This is a genomic window from Dactylosporangium sp. NPDC006015 (assembly GCF_040614215.1).
GTDB lineage: Bacteria > Actinomycetota > Actinomycetes > Mycobacteriales > Micromonosporaceae > Dactylosporangium > Dactylosporangium maewongense.
On record NZ_JBEXUD010000063.1, the window covers coordinates 39,805 to 57,463 of the forward strand.

Sequence of the window (17,659 nt, forward strand, 5' to 3'; positions counted from 1 at the left end):
CTCAGCCCCTTCTGTGTCTGAGTCGCTGCAGGGTCCGCCGGTCCATGACCGCCACCCCGGCGAGGAACACCACCGCCACCGCGACTCCGCACAGCATGCCCTGTGCGACGGCGGCGGGCACACCTGGGGTCTCGCCACCCCAGACGGCATTTCTGAGCATCAATGCCACGGTCGCGGCGGCGGCCGCCGACGTGGCTGCGGCGGCGGTCGTGCGGCCGGCGCCCGCGACCGCTTCGGCGCCGGCCCGAGCGCGGACGGCCAGCCAGAGCGCGGCCGCGAGCACGAGCATGCCGATCGAGTTGGCCGCCGCGAGGGCGGCGACGCGCCGGTCGAGCGGCAGCGCCACCGCGAGCGGCACGGCGGTGGCGGCGACGACGGCCCAGCCGACGCCGGTCGCCCAGGCGGCGGGGTACGCGTTCCCGCCCGCGTACAGGGCCCTCGACAGCAGCGCGAACAGCCCGTAGCCGACCAGCCCGGGGGCGAACCAGGTGATGCCGCCGGCGAGCTGGCCGATGTCCGGCGGCTTCGACGACAGCTCGGCGAGCACGACCGCGACCGGCTCGGCGAGCACGACCAGCGCGGCCGCGCCGAGGAACGTGACGACGACCACGGTCCGCAGGGCCGGCGCGAGCGCCTCCGCGAACCCGCGCCGGTCCTTCGCCTCGCCGGCCTCCGCCAGCCCCGGGTACGCGGTCGTCGCCACCGGCACGGCGAGCACCGCCCACGGCAGCAGGTAGATCGTCTGGGCGAGGCTGTAGACGACGACGGCGCCCTTGCCGGCGTAGCCGCTGAGCGCGATCGCGAGCCCGAGCACCAGCTGCTGGCTGCCGACGGTGACGATCCCGGCGACGACGAGCGGCTTCAGGGTGCGCACCTCGCCGACGTCGAACCGCAGCGTCGGGCGGAGCCTCAGATCGAGCCGGCGCAGCGGGACGAGCAGGCTGAGCGTCAGGACCGCGACCGCGAGGGTGGTGCCGCCGGACAGCAGCCACAGGTCGCCGGTGTCCACCTGGCCGAGATCCGCGCCGCGCCCGGCGAGCCGCCCGAACGTCACGTACACCGTCATCACCGTCACGCTGGACAGCAGCGGCGCGATGACCGGCCACGCGAACCGCCGGTAGGTCTGCAGGGTGCCCGTCAGCACGATGCCGATCCCGTACAGCGGCAGCTGCGGCGCGAACACCCGCAGCATGTCCGTCCCGGCGTCGACGGCCCCGGCCGGCTGCCCGGGCATCAGCAGCCCGACGAGCGGCCGGGCGAGAAGCGCGACGAGGACCGACATCGGCACGAGCAGCAGCAGCACCCAGCCGAGCAGCGCCGACACGGTCCGGGCCACCGCCTGCCGGTCCTGGCGGGCCACCGACCCCGCGAGCAGCGGCACCACGAGACTGGCGAGGGCACCGCCGGCGACGAGCTCGAAGATGATGTTCGGGATGGTGTTCGCCGCGGTGTACGCGTTGCCGAGGTACGTCGGCCCGACGGACCAGTTGAACACCAGAATGCGTGCAAATCCGGCAATCCGGCTCAGCATGGTGAGACCCGCGACCAACGCCGCGGCTCCGACCAGCCGCTTCCCCGTCACCCGTCGCGACGCGGTCTCGGCGAAGGCTTCGGCTTCTGCTGCTTCTCCGGTACGGCCATCCGGGCGGCTTCCTCGGCCCCTTCGCCCCCCTCGGGCTCCTCGACGTCGGGCGCGGCGGGTGGGGTGGCCATGGCGGGCGGGACGGTGGGCTTCAGCCGGCCGAGGTGGTCGAGCGCGCGCAGCGCCGGGGTCCTCTCGATGACCTGCGTGAAGCTGACCTTCTCGCTCGCCGCCGTCAGCGCGACCAGCCCCGCGAGCGCGGCGAGCCGGCCGAACGTGCCGGTGCGGGCCACGTACGCGGTGCCGAGCACGGCGCCGAGCGCGTTGGCCCCGGCGTCGCCGAGCATGATCTCCTCGCCGAGGTCGTCGGCGATCAGCGCCCCGGCGGCCCCGAGCGCCCCGGCCGCGACGCCGCCGCCCTTGCCGGCCGCGAGCGGCGCGCCGACCAGCATGCCGGCCTTGATCGCCCGCCCGGGGCGCAGGTCGAGCAGGTTGAACAGGTTCGCCGTGCCGGCGATGACGCCCGCGCCGAGCAGCACGTCGACGGCCCGCCGTCGGGGCAGCAGCGCCGCCGCCACCAGTCCCGCCGCGCCGACCCCGGCGATCTTCACCAGGCCGCTGGTCACCCGGCCTTCCTTCAACGCCCCAAGGTGGCCACGGAACCCCTTGGCCGAGTGCTCGGGCCGCCCGCCGACGAGGTCGTCGTAGAGCCCGACCGCGCCCGCGCCGAGCCCGGCGACCGCCGCGGCGCCCATGACGGCCGGTCCGCGCCCGGTCAGCGGCGCTCCGGCGCCCCGGCGCTGCCGAGGGGGTGTCGCACCGCGCCCGGAGGACCGCACATCGGCCGGCTCCCCCAGCTTCAGGCCACGCTCCACGGCGCCGTTGGTGTCGCTGCCCGCGCCGCGGCCGGTCTCGCCGCTTCCGGCTCCGTGACGGGCGGTGCGTGCGGCAGCGCCCCCGGCACCGCGGCTGGTCGCGCGTCCCGTGTCGCGGCCGGTCGCGCGTTTGGTGTCGCTTCCGGCACCGCGGCCGGTCGCGTGCCCGCCGGCGCCGCGCCCGGTGGCGCCTCCGGTGGCGCCGCGCCCGGTGGAGCCTCCGGGGGTGCTGCGGCCGGCGGCGCCGAGGACCGCGCCCGCGGCGGCGCCGAGGGCGAGGGCCGGGCCACCGGCGAGGGAGACGGTGCGGCCGCGGAAGTTGGTGCGGTCGAGGGCCGGAAGGCCACGCAGCTCACGCAGCGCGGCCCTGGCGGCGGCCGCCCCCGCGGCGGCGGCGAGCAGCTTACGAACCACTGACCACACCCGCGGTCTTGGGCAGCAGGCTGTTGGCGCCGCTGCCGATGCCGTAGTGGCCGGTCTTGCCGCCGATCCGCTCGACGAGGGCGAGCACCGCGGCGACCTGGCCGTAGGCGGTGACGGCGTTGTCGACCGTCGACACGCTCTTGGCGATCGACGCGTCGTCGCGGACCGCGGACACCAGGCCGTTGGCGGACAGGCCGGCGACCACCATGTCGTTGGACAGCGCGAGGGCGAAGCGGCTCACGACGGTGAGCGCGACCGCGTTGCGCTCCTTCGCGTCCTTGCCGCTGGCGGGCGCGCCGGAGATGACGATGACCGCGTCCGCCGAGGTCTTCAGGTCGCCGTCGAGACTGATCCAGCCGCCCGCCTCGTACGCCGACAGGACCCTCCGGGTGCCGTCGATCTGCGGCGCGCCGGGCTTGTCGGCGACGAGGACCGCGGCGAGCAGCGCGGCCGACGTCTCCTGACCCTTGCCGTTGTTGGGCAGCGCGCCGCTGATCGCCGGCGGCGCCGAGGTCTCGGCGAGGTCGAGCAGGTTGTAGTCGCTGGACGCGGCGGTGAACTTCTCCTTGATCGTGACGGTGCCGGTGACCTTGGCGCCGGCGGTGTGCAGCATGTTGCCGATACCGTCGGCGGCGGTGTCGACGTCCTTGTCACTGCCCTCGATCTTGACCAGCAGCACGTTGCGCCCGGGCAGCTTGCCGTTGAGCAGCATCGGGGCGACCTCGGTCGCGAAGTCCGCGTTCTTCTTCAGCTCCGCCCGGGACTGGTCCAGATCGTCGCGCAGCTGCTGCTTCTCGTCGGTGATCTTGTTCACCTGGTCGTTGAGCTGGTCGGCGAGCGGCCCGTTCGCCGCCGCGGTCCCGACGACGAGGCCGATGGCGAGCGCCAGGAACACGGCGGCCAGCGACACCACGTGGTACCGGAAGTTGATCACAGGAAACGGTCCCGTCCAGAAAGAAGCAGCGCCCGGTCGAGCGGCGCTAGGAGAACAGCGTGAAGATCAGGTTGTCCCACCACTCGGCGATGACGCTCAGATACGCCCGGCCGATCGTGGTGACCGCGAGCGCCGCCGCCATCGCGGCGATCGCCGAGGCCAGCAGCAGGATCAGCGACGAGCCCGACAGGCTCTGCCGGTAGAGCCTGCTGACGCCCTTGGCGTCGACCAGTTTGCCACCGAGCTTCAGCCGGGTGAGGAAGGTGGAGGCCATGCCGCCGCGACCCTTGTCGAGGAACTCGATCAGGGTGTTGTGGGTGCCGACCGCCACGAGCAGCGAGGCGCCCTTCTCGTCGGCGAGCAGCATGGCGATGTCCTCGCTCGTCGCCGCCGCCGGGAACGTGATCGCCTCCACACCCAGCCGCTGCACGCGCGCCAGCCCGGGCGCCCGCCCGTCGGGGTAGGCATGCACGACGACCTCGGCGCCGCAGCGCAGCACGTCGTCGGAGACCGAGTCCATGTCCCCGATGATCATGTCCGGCGTGTAGCCGGCCTCGACGAGCGCGTCGGCGCCGCCGTCGACCCCGATCAGCACGGGCTTGTATTCGCGGATGTACGGCCGCAGCACGTCGATGTCGGCCTTGTAGTCATAGCCGCGGACCACGATCAGGCAGTGCCGCCCGGCGATCTCCGTCTGGATCTCGGGCACGCCGACGCCGTCGAGCAGCAGCGCGCGCTCCTGCTTCAGATACTCCATCGTGTTGGCGGCGAACGCCTCCAGCTGCACCGACAGGCCCTCGCGGGCGTCGGCCATCGACAGCGCGACCGTCTCCGCGTCCTGCCGCTGCCCCTTCGCGACCGCGTCCTCACCGACATACACGGTGTCGCCGTCGATGCGGACGGTCCCGCCCTCCCGCAGCCGCTCGAACAGCTCCTCGCCGAGGTCGTCGACGAGCGGGATCCCGGCCTTGATCAGCCCCTCTGGGCCCAGGTTGGGATAGCGGCCCGACACCGACGGCTTCGCGTTGAGCACCGCCGCGACCCCTGCCGCGACGAGCGAGTCGGCGGCGACGCGGTCGAGGTCGACGTGGTCGATGACCGCGATCTCACCGGGGCGCAGCCGGCCCACCAAGCGTTTGGTCCGCCGATCCAGCCGCACGACGCCACCGATGACACCCGGCTCGGCGGGCCGGGTGCGGCGCAAGGTTGGAAGTCGCATCTCAACCATCCTGGCATGGACCTCTGACAAAAGCCGCGCGCGACATGTCCACTACCAGGTGGAAGGGGGCCTTTCGCGCGTGGGGTGATGCCCATCACTCTTCCCGACTGTCAGCCAGGCGACACATTTTCCGCGTATTCACGACCCCTCTGGGCTCCTCTAGTCCGTGAAGCATCGGAAGGAGCCGCAGTGAACCTCTCGTCGATCAGCCTCACCCTGGTCCCCAACCTCACCGGAAAGTCACCCACCGAGGCCGCCACCGAGCTGCGGGCCGCCGGCCTCGAGCTGGGTGTGATCCGCGAGGTCGGCCCCAGCGGCACCATGATCGTCCTGGAGCAGTCGACCCTGCCGCTCACCGTCGCCCCGCGCGGCACCCGGGTCAACCTGCTCGTCGGCCTCCCCTAGGCCCTCGTCGCCCGCGTCCCCGTCCCGCCGCCCGGCGTCCCGTTGCCCGGCGTCCCGCTCATCGGCGCCCTGTCCGGTCGCGGCCGGTGGGGTGGCACGCCGGAGCGCCTCGGCGACCAGCAGGAGCGCGGCGGCACCGGCGTAGGCGAGCAGCAGCGCCTGCCAGGGCCGCCCGTCGAGGAACCGCCCGGACATGTACCCGATGGAGCCGGCCATCGCGGCCCACACGCTCACCCCGGCGGCCGTCCACGCCTGGAACCGCCCCGCCGGGTAGCCGACCACCCCGGCGGCGAGGGCCGACGCGGACCGGCCACCCGGCAGGTACCTGGCGAACACGAGCACCTGGCCGCCCCGCTCGGTCAGGGTGCGGTGCGCCCATCCGTACACCTGCAGCCCGCGACGCTTCGTCCGCAGCCGCCGCAGCACCCCGGCCCCCGCCTTGACCCCGATCCGGAACGACACCACGTCCCCCACGAACGCACCGGCCGCCGCCGCGACGATGACCAGCCAGATCGCCGGCCGCCCCGTCTGCGCGGACAGCACCGCGACCGCGATCAGCGTCGACTCGCTCGGCGACAACGGCACCACGGCGTCCAGCGCGGCCACCACGAACACGACCAGCACCACCCACGGCGTCGCCGCGAACGACTCAACGAGGTCCCGCATCGCCCGACTGTCCCCTGACGCGCCGAACATCGACCGTCGCGCGGACGACCATCACCCGTCGGTTTCGATACGTCCCGTCTGCTCCACCGTCGCGTACCAGCCGAAACACGCCGCCGTGCCGAGCTGCCCGACCGCCGTCCTGTAGTGCCCCGCCAGGGTCCGCAACACCCCGCGGTCCAGGCTCCCCGGCGCCTCCGGATCGAGCGCGGGCACCACGCATCGCGGCGTCGGCAGCTGTACCCGCAGCCGCACGCCCCCGATCGTCACCGCTTCTCCTGGCGCGGGGTCCTCCGGCAGGTCCAGCACCAGGTTCGGCCGGAACCGCCGATGGTCGACCACCGAACCGTGCACCTCCGCGAGCCGGCGCAGCGCCCCCGTCGTCACGGCGTGCACCGCCCCGAAGTCGTGAAACCTCCCGCTGCCGATCCCGCTGAGCACCTCGGTGCCGCCCGTCGCCCCGCCGGCCGCCGCCCAGGACGGGATCATGTCCCGCTCCTGCGGCCAGTACCGCCGAAGCACCGCCCCCTCGGGCACCACATCGGTCACCGTCACCGCCCGCCCCAGCCACGCCGACAGCAGCCCACCGGCTGCCTCGTTCAGCACCGCCGACTCCCCGCCGGGCAGATACACCCGGCCGCCCGCGGCCCGGACCTGCAACAGCCGCCCCCAGAGCCGGGGCTGCTTCGCACTGACCACCACCCCGTCCCGGTCAACGCAAGCCCACCGCCGATCCCCGACCATTCCGTGAGCCCCGACCTCAACCGCGCCGACCCGCTCCCCTCCCGCCGACTTCATCGCGTACCGCCAAACCTCCACCACCCGAACCCCACCCATCCGACCCCACCCTCCCCGTCAATCCAGACGACTCCCGACTCCCCGCGCGCAGACATTGGTCAATGCCCCCCTATGCACCTTTTGCGCCATCGACGCTGCGCGATCCACCCCCAAAATGATCTCTGTTTGGTAGGCAGATCGCGCAATATCTATCCGCAGCCGCCCATCCGCCGCCAGTTCACAACAGGCTCCCTGGCCACCGAACCACACAGGATCACGAGCCACACCCCGCCGCCAAACCAACGATCGCCAGGCGAACCCTCATGATCCGGTAAAGAATTTGCCGCCAGAGCAACCACAACTCTTCCGGATCACGGAAACCAGCCCGACCGCCGAACCACAACCAGGGACAACCTCACCACCCGCAGACAGCAGCGCCCGGGCCCTCCTCAGACCGGCAGACACCGGCACCAACCACATGATCCGGAAGGGAAACTGCCGCCAGAGCAACCACAACTCTTCCGGATCACAGAAACCCGCCCAACCACCGAGCCACAACCCGCCGAACAGCGAGCCAACGCGCCGCAGCACGCGCACCCCAACGGCCGCAGACCGGATCTGCCAGCACCCGAACCAGCCACATGATCCGGAAGGGAAACTGTCGCCAGAGCGACGACAAGTCTTCCGGATCACGGAAACCAGCCCGACCGCCGAACCACAACGAGGGACAGCCTCACCACCCGCAGACAGCGGCGCCCGGGCACTCCTCAGACCGGCACCAGCCACATGATCCGGAAGGGAAATTGCCGCCAGAGCAACCACAACTCTTCCGGATCACAGAAACCAGCCCGACCACCGAGCAACAACCAGGGACAGCCACACCACCCACGGACAGCAGCGCCCGGAGCACTCCTCAGACCGGCGGACACCGGCACCAACCACATGATCCGGAAGAGAAAATGTCGCCAGGGCGACCACAAGTCTTCCGGATCACGGGAGGCGGCCTGACGCTGAGCTGCGACCGGACCTCCGGATCGGAGCCGGGCCGGAGGCCGAGCGGTGGGGCAGCGTCACCGCCCGCGGGCTGGGTGGCCGGCGGGCGGTGACGGCAGGGTCAGGGTGCGGTCAGGGGTTGGACTTCTCGCGGTCGGCGACCGACAGGAGCTCCTCCGCGTGTGCGATGCCCAGGTCGGAGTCGGGCAGGCCGGCCAGCATGCGGGCGAGCTCCCGAGCCCGGTCGGTGTGCTCGACGACGCGGACGCCGCTGGTGGTGACGGCGCCGCCGGTGTCCTTGGCGACGACGAGGTGCCGGTCGGCGAACGCGGCCACCTGCGGCAGGTGGGTCACGACGAGGACCTGGTGGTCGCGGGCGAGGCGGGCGAGGCGCTTGCCGATCTCGACCGCCGCGGTGCCGCCGACGCCCGCGTCGACCTCGTCGAAGACCAGGGTGGGCGGGCCGCCGACGCCGGCGAAGACGACCTCGATGGCCAGCATGACGCGGGAGAGCTCGCCGCCGGAGGCGCCCTTCTGCAGCGGCTGGGCGGGGGCGCCGGGGTGCGGCAGGAGACGCAGCTCGATGTCGTCGGCGCCGTCGGGGCCGACGCCGGCCTCGGTGCCGTCGGCGGTGGGGACGGTCGCTCCGCCGCCGGCGGGCTTGGGGGCGACGACGACGTGGATGCGGGCGTGCGGCATGGCGAGGCCGGCCAGCTCGACGGTGACGTCGGCGGCGAACCTGCCGGCCGCCTCCTGGCGGGCCGCGGACAGGGTCGCGGCGAGGTCGGCGACCTCACCGTGCAGCCGGCGGCGCTCCCGGTCGAGCTCCTCGAGCAGCTCGTCGGACGTGTCGAGCTCGCCGAGCTTGGTGCGGGCGCGGTCGGCCCAGGCGACGACGCCGTCGACGTCCTCCGCGTACTTGCGGGTGAGGGCGCGCAGCGCCGCGCGGCGCTCGTAGACCTCCTGGAGGCGGCCGGGGTCGGCGTCCAGGGAGGCGAGATAGCTGCCGAGCTCCGTCGTCACGTCACCCGCGAGGGTGGCGACCTCGTCGAGGCGGGCGGCGAGCTCGCCGAGGACCCGGTCGACGCCGGTCTGCGCCTCGAGGGTGCGCCGGGCCGTGGACAGCAGGCTCAGCACGTCGACGACGTCGTCACCGTCGCCGGTGCCGGTCAGGGAGACGTGGGCGAGCTGGGCGGCGCTGCGCAGGCCCTCGACGTGCTCGAGCCGCTGGGCCTCCTCGCGCAGCAGCTCGTCCTCGCCGGGCTGCGGGTCGACCCGGCTGATCTCGTCGAGGCCGAGCCGGAGCAGGTCCGCTTCCTGGCTGCGCTGCCTGGCGTTGGCCCGGCGGTCGGCGAGGTCGTCCTCGACCGCGCGCCAGCGCGTGTACAGCTCGGCGAAGCGCCCCAGCAGCTTCTCGTGCTCAGCCCCCGCGTAGCGGTCCAGGGCGGCGCGCTGCTCGGATGGTCGCAGCAGGCGCAGCTGGTCGGACTGGCCGTGCAGGGCGAACACGCGCTCGCCCACCTCGCCGAGGACCGCGACGGGCACGGTGCGTCCGCCGACGTGCGCACGCGAGCGGCCCTCGGCCGTCAGGGTGCGGCTCATCAGCAGGGTGCCGTCGTCGTCAACCTCGGCGCCGGCGTCGACGATGCGGCTCTCGACCGCCGCGCGCAGGTGCACGGGCAGCGTGAGCCGGCCGTCGACGGTGGCACGGCCAGGGTCGGCGCGGACCCGGCCCGCGTCGGCGCGTCCGCCGAACAGCAGGCCGAGGCTCGTCACGACCATGGTCTTTCCCGCGCCTGTCTCGCCGGTGATGACGGTCAGGCCCGGGCCAAGGGGCAGTGTGGCGTCTTCGATAACGCCGAGTCCGGTAATGCGGAGTTCCTCCAGCACAAGCAGAGACACTAGCCGCGGGGTACGACACTTCTCCACTCAGCCGTGCCGTTTGTTGTGTCTCCAACCGTCGACCGGCAGGGCGAACTTCGCCACGAGGCGGTCGGTGAACGGTCGCTCACGCAGCCGGACCACCCGGACGGGGAGCGCGCCGCGCCGCACGGTGACCGTCGATCCCGGCGCGAGGTCCATGACCCGCCGGCCGTCGCAGGACAGCAGGGCGAAGCTGGTGAACGGTTCGACGTTCACGGTGATCGTCGAGGTCGGCGCGATGACGAGCGGCCGGCTGAAGAGGGCATGCGCGCTGATCGGCACCAGCAGCAGCGCCTCCAGCTCCGGCCACACGACCGGGCCGCCGGCGGAGAACGCGTACGCCGTCGAGCCCGTCGGCGTGGCGCACACCACGCCGTCGCAGCCGTAGCGGGACAGGGGCCGGCCGTCGACCTCGACGAGCAGCTCCAGCATCTTCTCGCGCGCGCCCTTCTCGACCGTCACCTCGTTGAGCGCCCACGAGGAGCCGACCGGCCGCCCGTCGTGCTCGGCGAAGACGTCGATCGTGAGGCGTTCGTCGACGGTGTACGTCCGCTCGACGACCTCCCGGACAGCCTTGTCGACGTCACCGATCTCGGCCTCGGCGAGGAACCCGACCTTGCCCAGGTTGATGCCGAGCAGGGGCGCCTTCGCCGGCCGGGCCAGCTCGGCGGCGCGGAGCAGGGTGCCGTCGCCGCCGAGCGCGAACACGATCTCCACGCCCTGCGCGGCGGCCTCGCCGCTGACCGGGACGGCGCGCGGGATGTCGAGCTCGCCGGCCTCCTCGGCGAGGACACGGACCGTGAACCCGTTGTCGAGCAGGTCCGCGGCCACCGTCCGGGCGTGCTCGTTGTTGCTGCGTTTCCCCGTGTGGGTGACGAGCAGCGCCTCCCGTGGCGTCACGCCGCCACCCCTGCGGCGCCGCGGTGCCGGCCTGGGCCGACACCGTGCCTGCGCTCCGGACCGCTCAGGCCACCGCCTCCGCTGCGCTCCGGCACCAGCCTGAGCCAAACCACTGCGCCTCTGGTTCGCAGCCCTCCGCTACGCTCCGGACCGCTCAGGCCACCGCCTCCGCTGCGCTCCGGCACCAGCCTGAGCCAAACCACTGCGCCTCTGGTTCGCAGCCCTCCGCTACGCTCCGGACCGCTCACGGAACCAATCCTTCCAGGGAGGCGGAGGCCGCCTCGTACACCGCGGCACGGGACACGGCGGGAGCGTCGCGGCGCAGCCAGAGAAAGAACTCGACGTTGCCGGACGGTCCGGGCAGCGGGCTGACCGTCACCCCCGCGACGCCGAGGCCGAGCTCCGCGGCGACGGCGGCCACGTCCAGCACCGCCTCCGCGCGCAGCGCAGGGTCCCGCACGACGCCGCCCTCCCCGACCCGTTCCTTGCCGACCTCGAACTGCGGTTTCACCATCGGTACCAGATCCCCGTCGGCCGACGTGCAGGCGGCGAGGGCGGCGAGGACGAGCCGCAGCGAGATGAACGACAGGTCGGCCACGGTCAGGTCGACGGGCCCGCCGATGACGTCCGGTGTGAGGGTGCGCACGTTCGTGCGTTCGATCACCGTCACCCGCTCGTCGGTGCGCAGGGACCAGGCGATCTGGCCGTATCCGACGTCCACGGCCGCGACGGAGGCTGCGCCCCGGCGCAGCAGCACGTCGGTGAAGCCACCGGTGGACGCTCCGGCGTCAAGACACCGCCGCCCTTGTACCGGGAGTGCCTCGAACGCCGTGAGCGCCCCGGCCAGCTTGTGGCCGCCCCGCGACACGTACTCGTCGCCGACGGGCGAGGCGAGGACGTTGACGGGGTCGGCCGGGTCGACCTGGGCGGCCGCCTTGCCGGCCACGACGCCGCGCACCTCGACGCGCCCCTCGGCGATCAACGCGGCCGCCTGCTCCCTCGACCGGGCCAGGCCGCGGCGCACCAGCTCGGCATCGAGTCGTGTCCGCCGCGCCATCACCGTTCCTCGATCGTGCCCAACGTCTCCTGCAGCGTGCGGTGGGCGTCGGCGTACACCGCGACCTGACGCTGCAACGGCAGCGACGCTACCCCGTTGAGTGCCTCGACCGCCGCCTCGACCCGCCCAAGCGCCGCGGCACCGGGCGGACCCGGCATCGGGCCTGGACCGGGAACGGGGGCTGGACCAGGAGTGATGCTCACGAGGACGACGCCCGCTTCCGGGGAGAGGTCTTCTTCACAGGCGCCACATCCGACGCTTCGGCGATCTTCTCGACCGCGGCCTTCGCCGCCGCCTTCTTCGCCGGGGCCGACTTCTTGACGGGCGCCGCCGGCGCCTCAGCCTGCGCGGGAGCGGCCTTCGTGGCCGCCGTCCTGCGCGCCGGGGCCGTCTTCGCCGGGGCGGTCTTCGCCGGCGCGGTCTTGGCCGGCGCGGTCTTGGCCGGCGCGGCGGCCGTCTTCTTGGCGACGACCCGCTTCGCGACCGTCTTCTTCGCCGCCGGTGCGGCGGCCTCCGGCTCGACGGCCTCGGCACCGACCGGCAGCGCCGGCTCCGGCTCGACCGGCGACAGCTCGATCGGCGAGGTGGTGGCCGGCGCGGCTGGCGCCGCGGGTGCCGGCTTCACGGCGGCCGCCTTCAGCTTCGCCTCCAGCTCGTGCACGCGGTTCGTCAGCGCCGAGACCTCTTCCGCCGTGGCGAGGCCGACGGCGCCCAGGGCGCGGTCCAGCTCGTACCGGACGAGCTTGGTCATCGCCTCACGGTTGGCCGTGCCGGCCTTCAGCAGGTCCTCCGCCATCACCTGCAGCTGCTCCGCGGTCGCGCCGCTCCTGCCGACCAGCCTGCGGACCGTCTTGGTCGCCTTCTTGGTCGTCGCCTCGGTCATGCCGTAGGCCAGTTCCAGATATGCCCGCCAGGCTTCCTGAGCCATGGTTGCGCCTCTCCTCCAAGTGGTGTACCGCTGTTCACGCTACCGGGCGGTCCGTGACGCCGTACGGTACGGTCACAATCCAAGTGTCCGCATTGGACATTTAGATGCACGGAAACGGGGGGAAACATGGCCACGGTCGAGGAATGCCGCGCCGCGTTGCAGAAGCTCGGGGCGAAGCTCGCCGCGAACGCCGCCGAGGCCCGCGAGAAGCTGGACTTCGACCGCTCCCTCGCCTGCCGTGTCACGGACCTGAACGTGGCGTTTCACGGACAGCTGAAGGACGGGCAGATCACCGGCCTGACCGACGGCGACGACCCCCGCGCGAAGATCAAGCTCACCGCGACGAGCGACGACCTGGTCGCCCTCGTCAACGGTGAGCTCAACGTCATGCAGGCCTGGACCAGCGGCCGCATCAAGATCGACGCGGGCGTGTTCGACCTGCTGAAGCTGCGGAAGCTGCTCTAGCGCGCGGCCGGAGCGTCATCCACCCGCCAGAGCCTCATCCGCTCGCGGTCAGAGCCTCATCCACTCCAGCGCCGCCGAGGCGGCCTCGCCCTTCGCCGTGACGGGCCGGACCTCACCAGCCGCCCACGCGACCGCGCACAGCGCCATCAGCGCGTCCACCCGCCGCCCGTCGCCGGCCAGCACCCAGCGGTCGCCGAGGTCGTCGACGCGCCACTGGTTCGTCCCGGCCTCCGGCGGCGTCTCGAACAGCCCCGCCAGGTCCTCCGCGACGAACGTGGGCCGCCGCTCGACCGGCGCCGCGAGCAGCTCGGCGGCGTCGCTGACCCCGGTGAGGACGAGCAGGCTGTCCATGCCCGCCCGGTACGCGCCCTCGATGTCGGTGTCGAGCCGGTCGCCGACGACGATCGGGTGTGCCGCCGCCCGCTCCCGCGCCGCCTCCAGGAACAGCGTCGGGTCGGGCTTGCCGACGATCGTGTCCGGCTGCCGCCCGAGCGCCGTGGCGAGCGCCACGACCAGCGAGCCGTTCCCGGGCAGCGGCCCGCGCGGCGACGGCAGCGTCTTGTCGGCGTTCGTCGCGATCCACGTCGCGCCGGCCCGGATGGCGACCGACGCGTCGGCGAGGTCCCGCATGGCGACGTCCGGCCCGTACCCCTGCACGACCACCTTGGCCTCGTAAGGGTCGGTGACCGGCCGGAGCCCGACGGCCCTGACCTCCTCCTGCAGCGCCGGCGCCCCGAGGATCAGCACCGGTGTCCCGGCCGCGAACCGCTCGGCGAGCAGCAGCGCCGTCGCGTGCGCGGACGTGACGACCTCCCGCACGTCGGCGGGGATGCCGATGCGCGTCAGCAACGCCGCGACGTCGCCGGGCAGCCGCGAGGCGTTGTTCGTGGCGTACGCGCTGGGAATCCCCCGCTCGCGCAGCCTCGCACACGCCTCCGCGGCGCCCGGGATGACCTGGTCGACGAGGTACAGGACGCCGTCGAGGTCGAAGATGACCAGGTCGTAGTGGCTGACGAGGTCTTCGCTCGCCTGCTCAGCCACGAGTCGTCCCACTGTCGTCGTTGTCGGCGTCGGTACGGCCGGCGCCCGTCTCGGTCCCGCGGTCGTCGACCGTGGGTCCGTCGGTGTCGCGGTCGTCCTCGTCGTCCGGCTCCCCGTCGCCGTCGACGTCGTCGTCCACGTCGTCCGGGTCCTGGTCCTCGGCGTCTACGTCGTCCTCGTCCTCGTAGTCGCCGTCGCGGTCGTCGTCCTCGTCGTCGTCGTCGTCATCGTCGTAGTCGTCTTCGTCGTCGCGGTCGTCGCGGTCGTCTTCGTCGTCGCGGTCCGCGTCTTCGTCGTCGTCCTCGTCGTCATCGTCGTAGTCGTCTTCGTCGTCTTCGTCGTCTTCGTCGTCGTAGTCGTCTTCGTCGCGGTCGTCTTCGTCGTCGCGGTCGTCGTCCTCGTCGCGGTCGTCCGCGTCGTCCTCGTCCTCGGCGCTGTCGTCGGCGAGGGCGCGCTCGTCGTCCTCGTCGTCGTCCTCGTCGCCGTCCAGGACGATGCCGTCGAGCTCCAGGAGCCGCTCGGCCGCGTCGGTGGCGAGGTCCTCGTCGAGGTCGGCGGCGCGCGCGAACCACTCGCGGGCCTCTTCCCGGCGACCGGCACGCAGGAGGGCGTCGGCGTACGCGTACCGCAGCCGAGCCGCCCACACCGCCTCGGGTGCCGACGTCAGCTCACGCACCTGCAGCATCGCCACGGCGGCGTCATGCTGCCCCATGTCGCCGCGCGCACCGGCGGCGACGATCAGCAGCTCGACGATCTCCTCGGCGGTGAGCTTCTCCCGGTCCGCGGTCCGGAACAGGTCGATCGCCTTCTCCGGCCGCCCCAGCGCCCGCTCGCAGTCGGCGATGACCGCGATGTGGGTCTGCCGGCCGGTCATCCGGTGGTACGTCCGCAGCTCACCGAGCGCCGTCTGCCACTCCCCGGCGTGGTACGCGGCGAGACCGGCGGCCTCACGTACCACGGCGATGCGCGACGCCTTCCGCCGCGCGACGAGCGCGTGGGCGAGCGCCAGCTCCGGGTCGTCGTCGAGCAGCTGCCCCGTCGCGATGAGCCGGCGGGCCACCTCCTCCGCGACGGGCCGGGCCAGCGAGCTCAGCTCGCTGCGCACCTCACGGTCCAGCTCCGCCGGGTCGATGTCGTCGGCGAGCACCGGGTCCGCGACGCGGCTGACGGTCTCCTCGCCCTCGATCTCCTCGGCGACGAAGCCCGGGTCGCTCTGCCGCGGCCGGTAGCCGCCTGCGTCGTCGCGCCGCAGCCCCTCGGGCCGCTGGAAGCCGGCACCACGCCCGCCGGAGTCCCGGTCGCGGAACCCACCGCCACGCGGACCACCGTCGCGCTGCCCGGGCCGGTCGCCGCGGGGGCCACCCTCGCGCCGCGGGCCGCCCCGGTCGTCCCGGAAGTTCCCGGGCCGGTCGCCGTGGCCACCGGAACGCTGCCCGTCACGGTCCCGGAACCCACCGGAACCCGCAGGGCGGTCACCCCGGTCGCGGAACCCACCGGTGCCACGGTCGTCCCGGGACCCACCGCCACGAGGACCACCGTCGCGGTCACGGAACCCGCCGGCACGGTCGCCACGCGGCCCACCGTCCCGATCGCGGAACCCACTCGGCCGGTCACCGCGGGGAGCACCGTCGCGGTCGCGGAACCCGCCGGGCCGGTCGCCGCGGGGGGCACCACCGTCGCGGTCACGGAAGCCACCGGGCCGCTCACCGCGGTCGTCCCGGTCGCGGAACCCACCGGGGCGGTCACCGCGGTCGCGGTACGCCGGCCGGTCGCCGTCACGATCCCTGAACCCACCACGAGGACCACCGTCACGCGGACCACCGTCGCGGAACGACGGACGGTCCCCTCGCGCGGCGTTGTCCCGGAACGGCGGCCGGTCGCCGCGGGGTCCACCGTCGCGGTCACGGAACCCGCCCGGCCGGTCGCCACGAGGACCACCGTCACGGTCACGGAACCCACCGCCACGCGGCCCGCCGTCACGCGAACCGTCCCGGTCGCGGAAGCCACCCTGCCGGTCGCCGTCACGGAACCCGGGCCGGTCGCCACGAGGACCACCGTCACGGTCACGGAAGCCACCGGCGCGATCGCCACGAGGGCCGCCGTCACGGTCACGGAAGCCGCCGGACCCGCCGGCACGGTCGCCACGAGGACCGCCGTCACGGTCACGGAACCCGCCCGGCCGGTCGCCGCGCGGTCCGCCGTCACGGTCGCCACGAGGACCGCCGTCACGGTCACGGAACCCGCCTGGCCGGTCGCCGCGCGGTCCGCCGTCACGGTCCCGGAAGCCGCCGGACCCGCCGGCACGGTCGCCACGAGGACCACCGTCACGGTCGCGGAAGCCGCCCGGCCGGTCACCGCGGTCGCCCCGCGGTCCGCCGTCACGGTCACGGAACCCACCGGGCCTGTCCCCACGCGACGCACCGTCGCGGAACCCCGGCCGGTCACCACGGTCACCGCGCGGTCCGCCGTCACGGTCGCGGAACCCGCCCGGCCGGTCGCCGCGCGGCCCGCCGTCACGGTCCCGGAAGCCGCCGGACCCGCCGGCACGGTCGCCACGGGGAGCGCCGTCGCGGAAGCCGCCCTGTCCACCGTCGCGGTCGCGGAACCCACCGGAACGCTCACCGTCACGGAATCCCGGCCGGTCACCACCGGAGCGATAGCCGCCGGGACCACCCGAGCGGAACCCGCCCTGCCGGTCACCACGGTCGCCACGGGGCCCACCGCCGCCTTCCCGGTCGCGGAACCCGCCGGAGCGGTCGCCGCCCTCGCGCGGCCGGAAGCCACCGGAGCGCTCACCGTCGCGGTACCCGGGCCGGTCACCGCCGCGGAAGCCGCCGGAGCCGCCCTCGCCGCCGGAACGGTAGCCGCCGCCGGAGCGCTCGCCGCCGGCCGGACGGTCACCGGAGCGGTAACCACCCGATCCGCCGGAGCCGGCGCGATTGCCGTCACGGGATCCGCCGGTACGGTCACCGGAGCGGTATCCGCCGCCACCGGAGCCACCGTCGCGGTCGCGGAAGCCACCGCCACGCGGCCCGCCGTCACGGTCGCGGAAGCCGCCGGAGCGGTCCTGACCTGCGCGGGGTCCGCCGTCGCGGGGCGTACGGGAGCTCGAGGCCGACCCGCGGTCGCGGTCGGCGCCGGTCCAACGTGGTTTGCGGTCGCCGGAAGCGGGGCGCTCGCCCCGGTCCTGCCCGCTGTTGTCGCGGTCGTGGGGTCCTGCAGTCACGACTTCATCCTTCCCGACCGGGGTGCACCGCATGCGCTCGACCCGGTAAACGAATTAAGGGCCGCCCCAGGAAAGGGCGGCCCTTAATCGAAAATTTGTCCGGCGGCGTCCTACTCTCCCACACTCTCTCGGGTGCAGTACCATCGGCGCTGGAGGGCTTAGCTTCCGGGTTCGGAATGGGACCGGGCGTTTCCCCTCCGCTATGGCCGCCGTAACTCTATGAACCTGTCAACCACCGCACACCCCAG

General features: G+C 73.5%; 13 protein-coding genes, 1 rRNA gene and 3 pseudogenes. 3 read left to right on the forward strand and 14 right to left on the reverse strand.

The window, feature by feature from the left end; all coding sequences use genetic code 11:
• Position 1 precedes the first annotated feature (1 nt).
• From ABZ321_RS52795 to steA, 4 genes and pseudogenes are all read right to left on the reverse strand, one after another.
• The gene (locus tag ABZ321_RS52795; RefSeq protein WP_354903982.1) at positions 2 to 1,531 is read right to left on the reverse strand and encodes a lipid II flippase MurJ; all 1,530 of its coding nucleotides are present in this window, start codon (positions 1,529 to 1,531) and stop codon (positions 2 to 4) included.
• A gap of 47 nt (positions 1,532 to 1,578) precedes the next feature.
• Positions 1,579 to 2,334, reverse strand: a pseudogene (locus ABZ321_RS52800) (hypothetical protein); the annotation flags it as partial.
• 526 nt (positions 2,335 to 2,860) lie between these two features.
• Positions 2,861 to 3,814 (reverse strand): copper transporter, encoded by a 954-nt coding sequence (locus ABZ321_RS52805; protein WP_344513299.1) that lies wholly within the window; start codon positions 3,812 to 3,814, stop codon positions 2,861 to 2,863.
• 46 nt (positions 3,815 to 3,860) lie between these two features.
• Positions 3,861 to 5,033: a putative cytokinetic ring protein SteA gene (steA, locus tag ABZ321_RS52810; RefSeq protein WP_344513301.1), complete on the reverse strand. Its 1,173-nt coding sequence runs from the start codon at positions 5,031 to 5,033 to the stop codon at positions 3,861 to 3,863.
• A gap of 87 nt (positions 5,034 to 5,120) precedes the next feature.
• Here steA and ABZ321_RS52815 point away from each other — a divergent pair, with 87 nt between their 5' ends.
• Positions 5,121 to 5,438 (forward strand): PASTA domain-containing protein, encoded by a 318-nt coding sequence (locus ABZ321_RS52815; RefSeq protein ID WP_354903984.1) that lies wholly within the window; start codon positions 5,121 to 5,123, stop codon positions 5,436 to 5,438.
• A 207-nt stretch (positions 5,439 to 5,645) separates the two neighbouring features.
• Here ABZ321_RS52815 and ABZ321_RS52820 read toward each other — a convergent pair.
• The 7 genes and pseudogenes from ABZ321_RS52820 to ABZ321_RS52850 form a co-directional block, all read right to left on the reverse strand.
• Positions 5,646 to 6,134 (reverse strand): annotated as a pseudogene (locus ABZ321_RS52820) (VTT domain-containing protein); the annotation flags it as partial.
• A gap of 21 nt (positions 6,135 to 6,155) precedes the next feature.
• Entirely contained in the window at positions 6,156 to 6,938 is a 783-nt protein-coding gene (locus ABZ321_RS52825; protein WP_354903985.1) for an MOSC domain-containing protein, read from the reverse strand.
• Between the two features lie 1,065 nt (positions 6,939 to 8,003).
• On the reverse strand, positions 8,004 to 9,761 hold the full coding sequence (recN, locus tag ABZ321_RS52830; protein ID WP_344513327.1) for a DNA repair protein RecN: 1,758 nt from the start codon (positions 9,759 to 9,761) through the stop codon (positions 8,004 to 8,006).
• 39 nt (positions 9,762 to 9,800) lie between these two features.
• Positions 9,801 to 10,694: an NAD kinase gene (locus ABZ321_RS52835; protein WP_344513306.1), complete on the reverse strand. Its 894-nt coding sequence runs from the start codon at positions 10,692 to 10,694 to the stop codon at positions 9,801 to 9,803.
• Positions 10,695 to 10,938: 244 nt separating this feature from the next.
• Positions 10,939 to 11,751, reverse strand: a complete 813-nt coding sequence (locus tag ABZ321_RS52840) for a TlyA family RNA methyltransferase (protein ID WP_344513308.1) — start codon at positions 11,749 to 11,751, stop codon at positions 10,939 to 10,941.
• Positions 11,751 to 11,909, reverse strand: coding sequence for a hypothetical protein (locus tag ABZ321_RS52845; protein ID WP_344513310.1), 159 nt, complete (start codon positions 11,907 to 11,909; stop codon positions 11,751 to 11,753). The genes ABZ321_RS52840 and ABZ321_RS52845 overlap by 1 nt, the downstream gene beginning before the upstream one ends.
• A 41-nt stretch (positions 11,910 to 11,950) precedes the next feature.
• Positions 11,951 to 12,679, reverse strand: coding sequence for a hypothetical protein (locus ABZ321_RS52850; protein ID WP_344513312.1), 729 nt, complete (start codon positions 12,677 to 12,679; stop codon positions 11,951 to 11,953).
• 126 nt (positions 12,680 to 12,805) lie between these two features.
• On the opposite strand from ABZ321_RS52850, the gene ABZ321_RS52855 reads away from it, so the two are divergent.
• Positions 12,806 to 13,144: an SCP2 sterol-binding domain-containing protein gene (locus ABZ321_RS52855; RefSeq protein ID WP_344513314.1), complete on the forward strand. Its 339-nt coding sequence runs from the start codon at positions 12,806 to 12,808 to the stop codon at positions 13,142 to 13,144.
• A 48-nt stretch (positions 13,145 to 13,192) separates the two neighbouring features.
• On the opposite strand, the gene ABZ321_RS52860 is transcribed toward ABZ321_RS52855, so the two are convergent.
• Together ABZ321_RS52860 and ABZ321_RS52865 are read right to left on the reverse strand one after the other, a co-directional pair.
• On the reverse strand, positions 13,193 to 14,185 hold the full coding sequence (locus ABZ321_RS52860; RefSeq protein ID WP_344513316.1) for an HAD-IIA family hydrolase: 993 nt from the start codon (positions 14,183 to 14,185) through the stop codon (positions 13,193 to 13,195).
• Positions 14,186 to 14,642: 457 nt separating this feature from the next.
• Positions 14,643 to 15,245 (reverse strand): annotated as a pseudogene (locus ABZ321_RS52865) (Replicase polyprotein 1ab); the annotation flags it as partial.
• On the opposite strand from ABZ321_RS52865, the gene ABZ321_RS52870 reads away from it, so the two are divergent.
• Positions 15,180 to 17,498 carry a hypothetical protein gene (locus ABZ321_RS52870; protein ID WP_354903987.1) on the forward strand — a complete coding sequence of 773 codons (2,319 nt, stop codon included), beginning with the start codon at positions 15,180 to 15,182 and terminating at the stop codon, positions 17,496 to 17,498. The pseudogene ABZ321_RS52865 and the gene ABZ321_RS52870 overlap by 66 nt on opposite strands.
• Positions 17,499 to 17,508: 10 nt before the next feature.
• Here ABZ321_RS52870 and rrf read toward each other — a convergent pair.
• Positions 17,509 to 17,625 (reverse strand): 5S ribosomal RNA (rrf, locus tag ABZ321_RS52875).
• Positions 17,626 to 17,659: the final 34 nt, after the last annotated feature.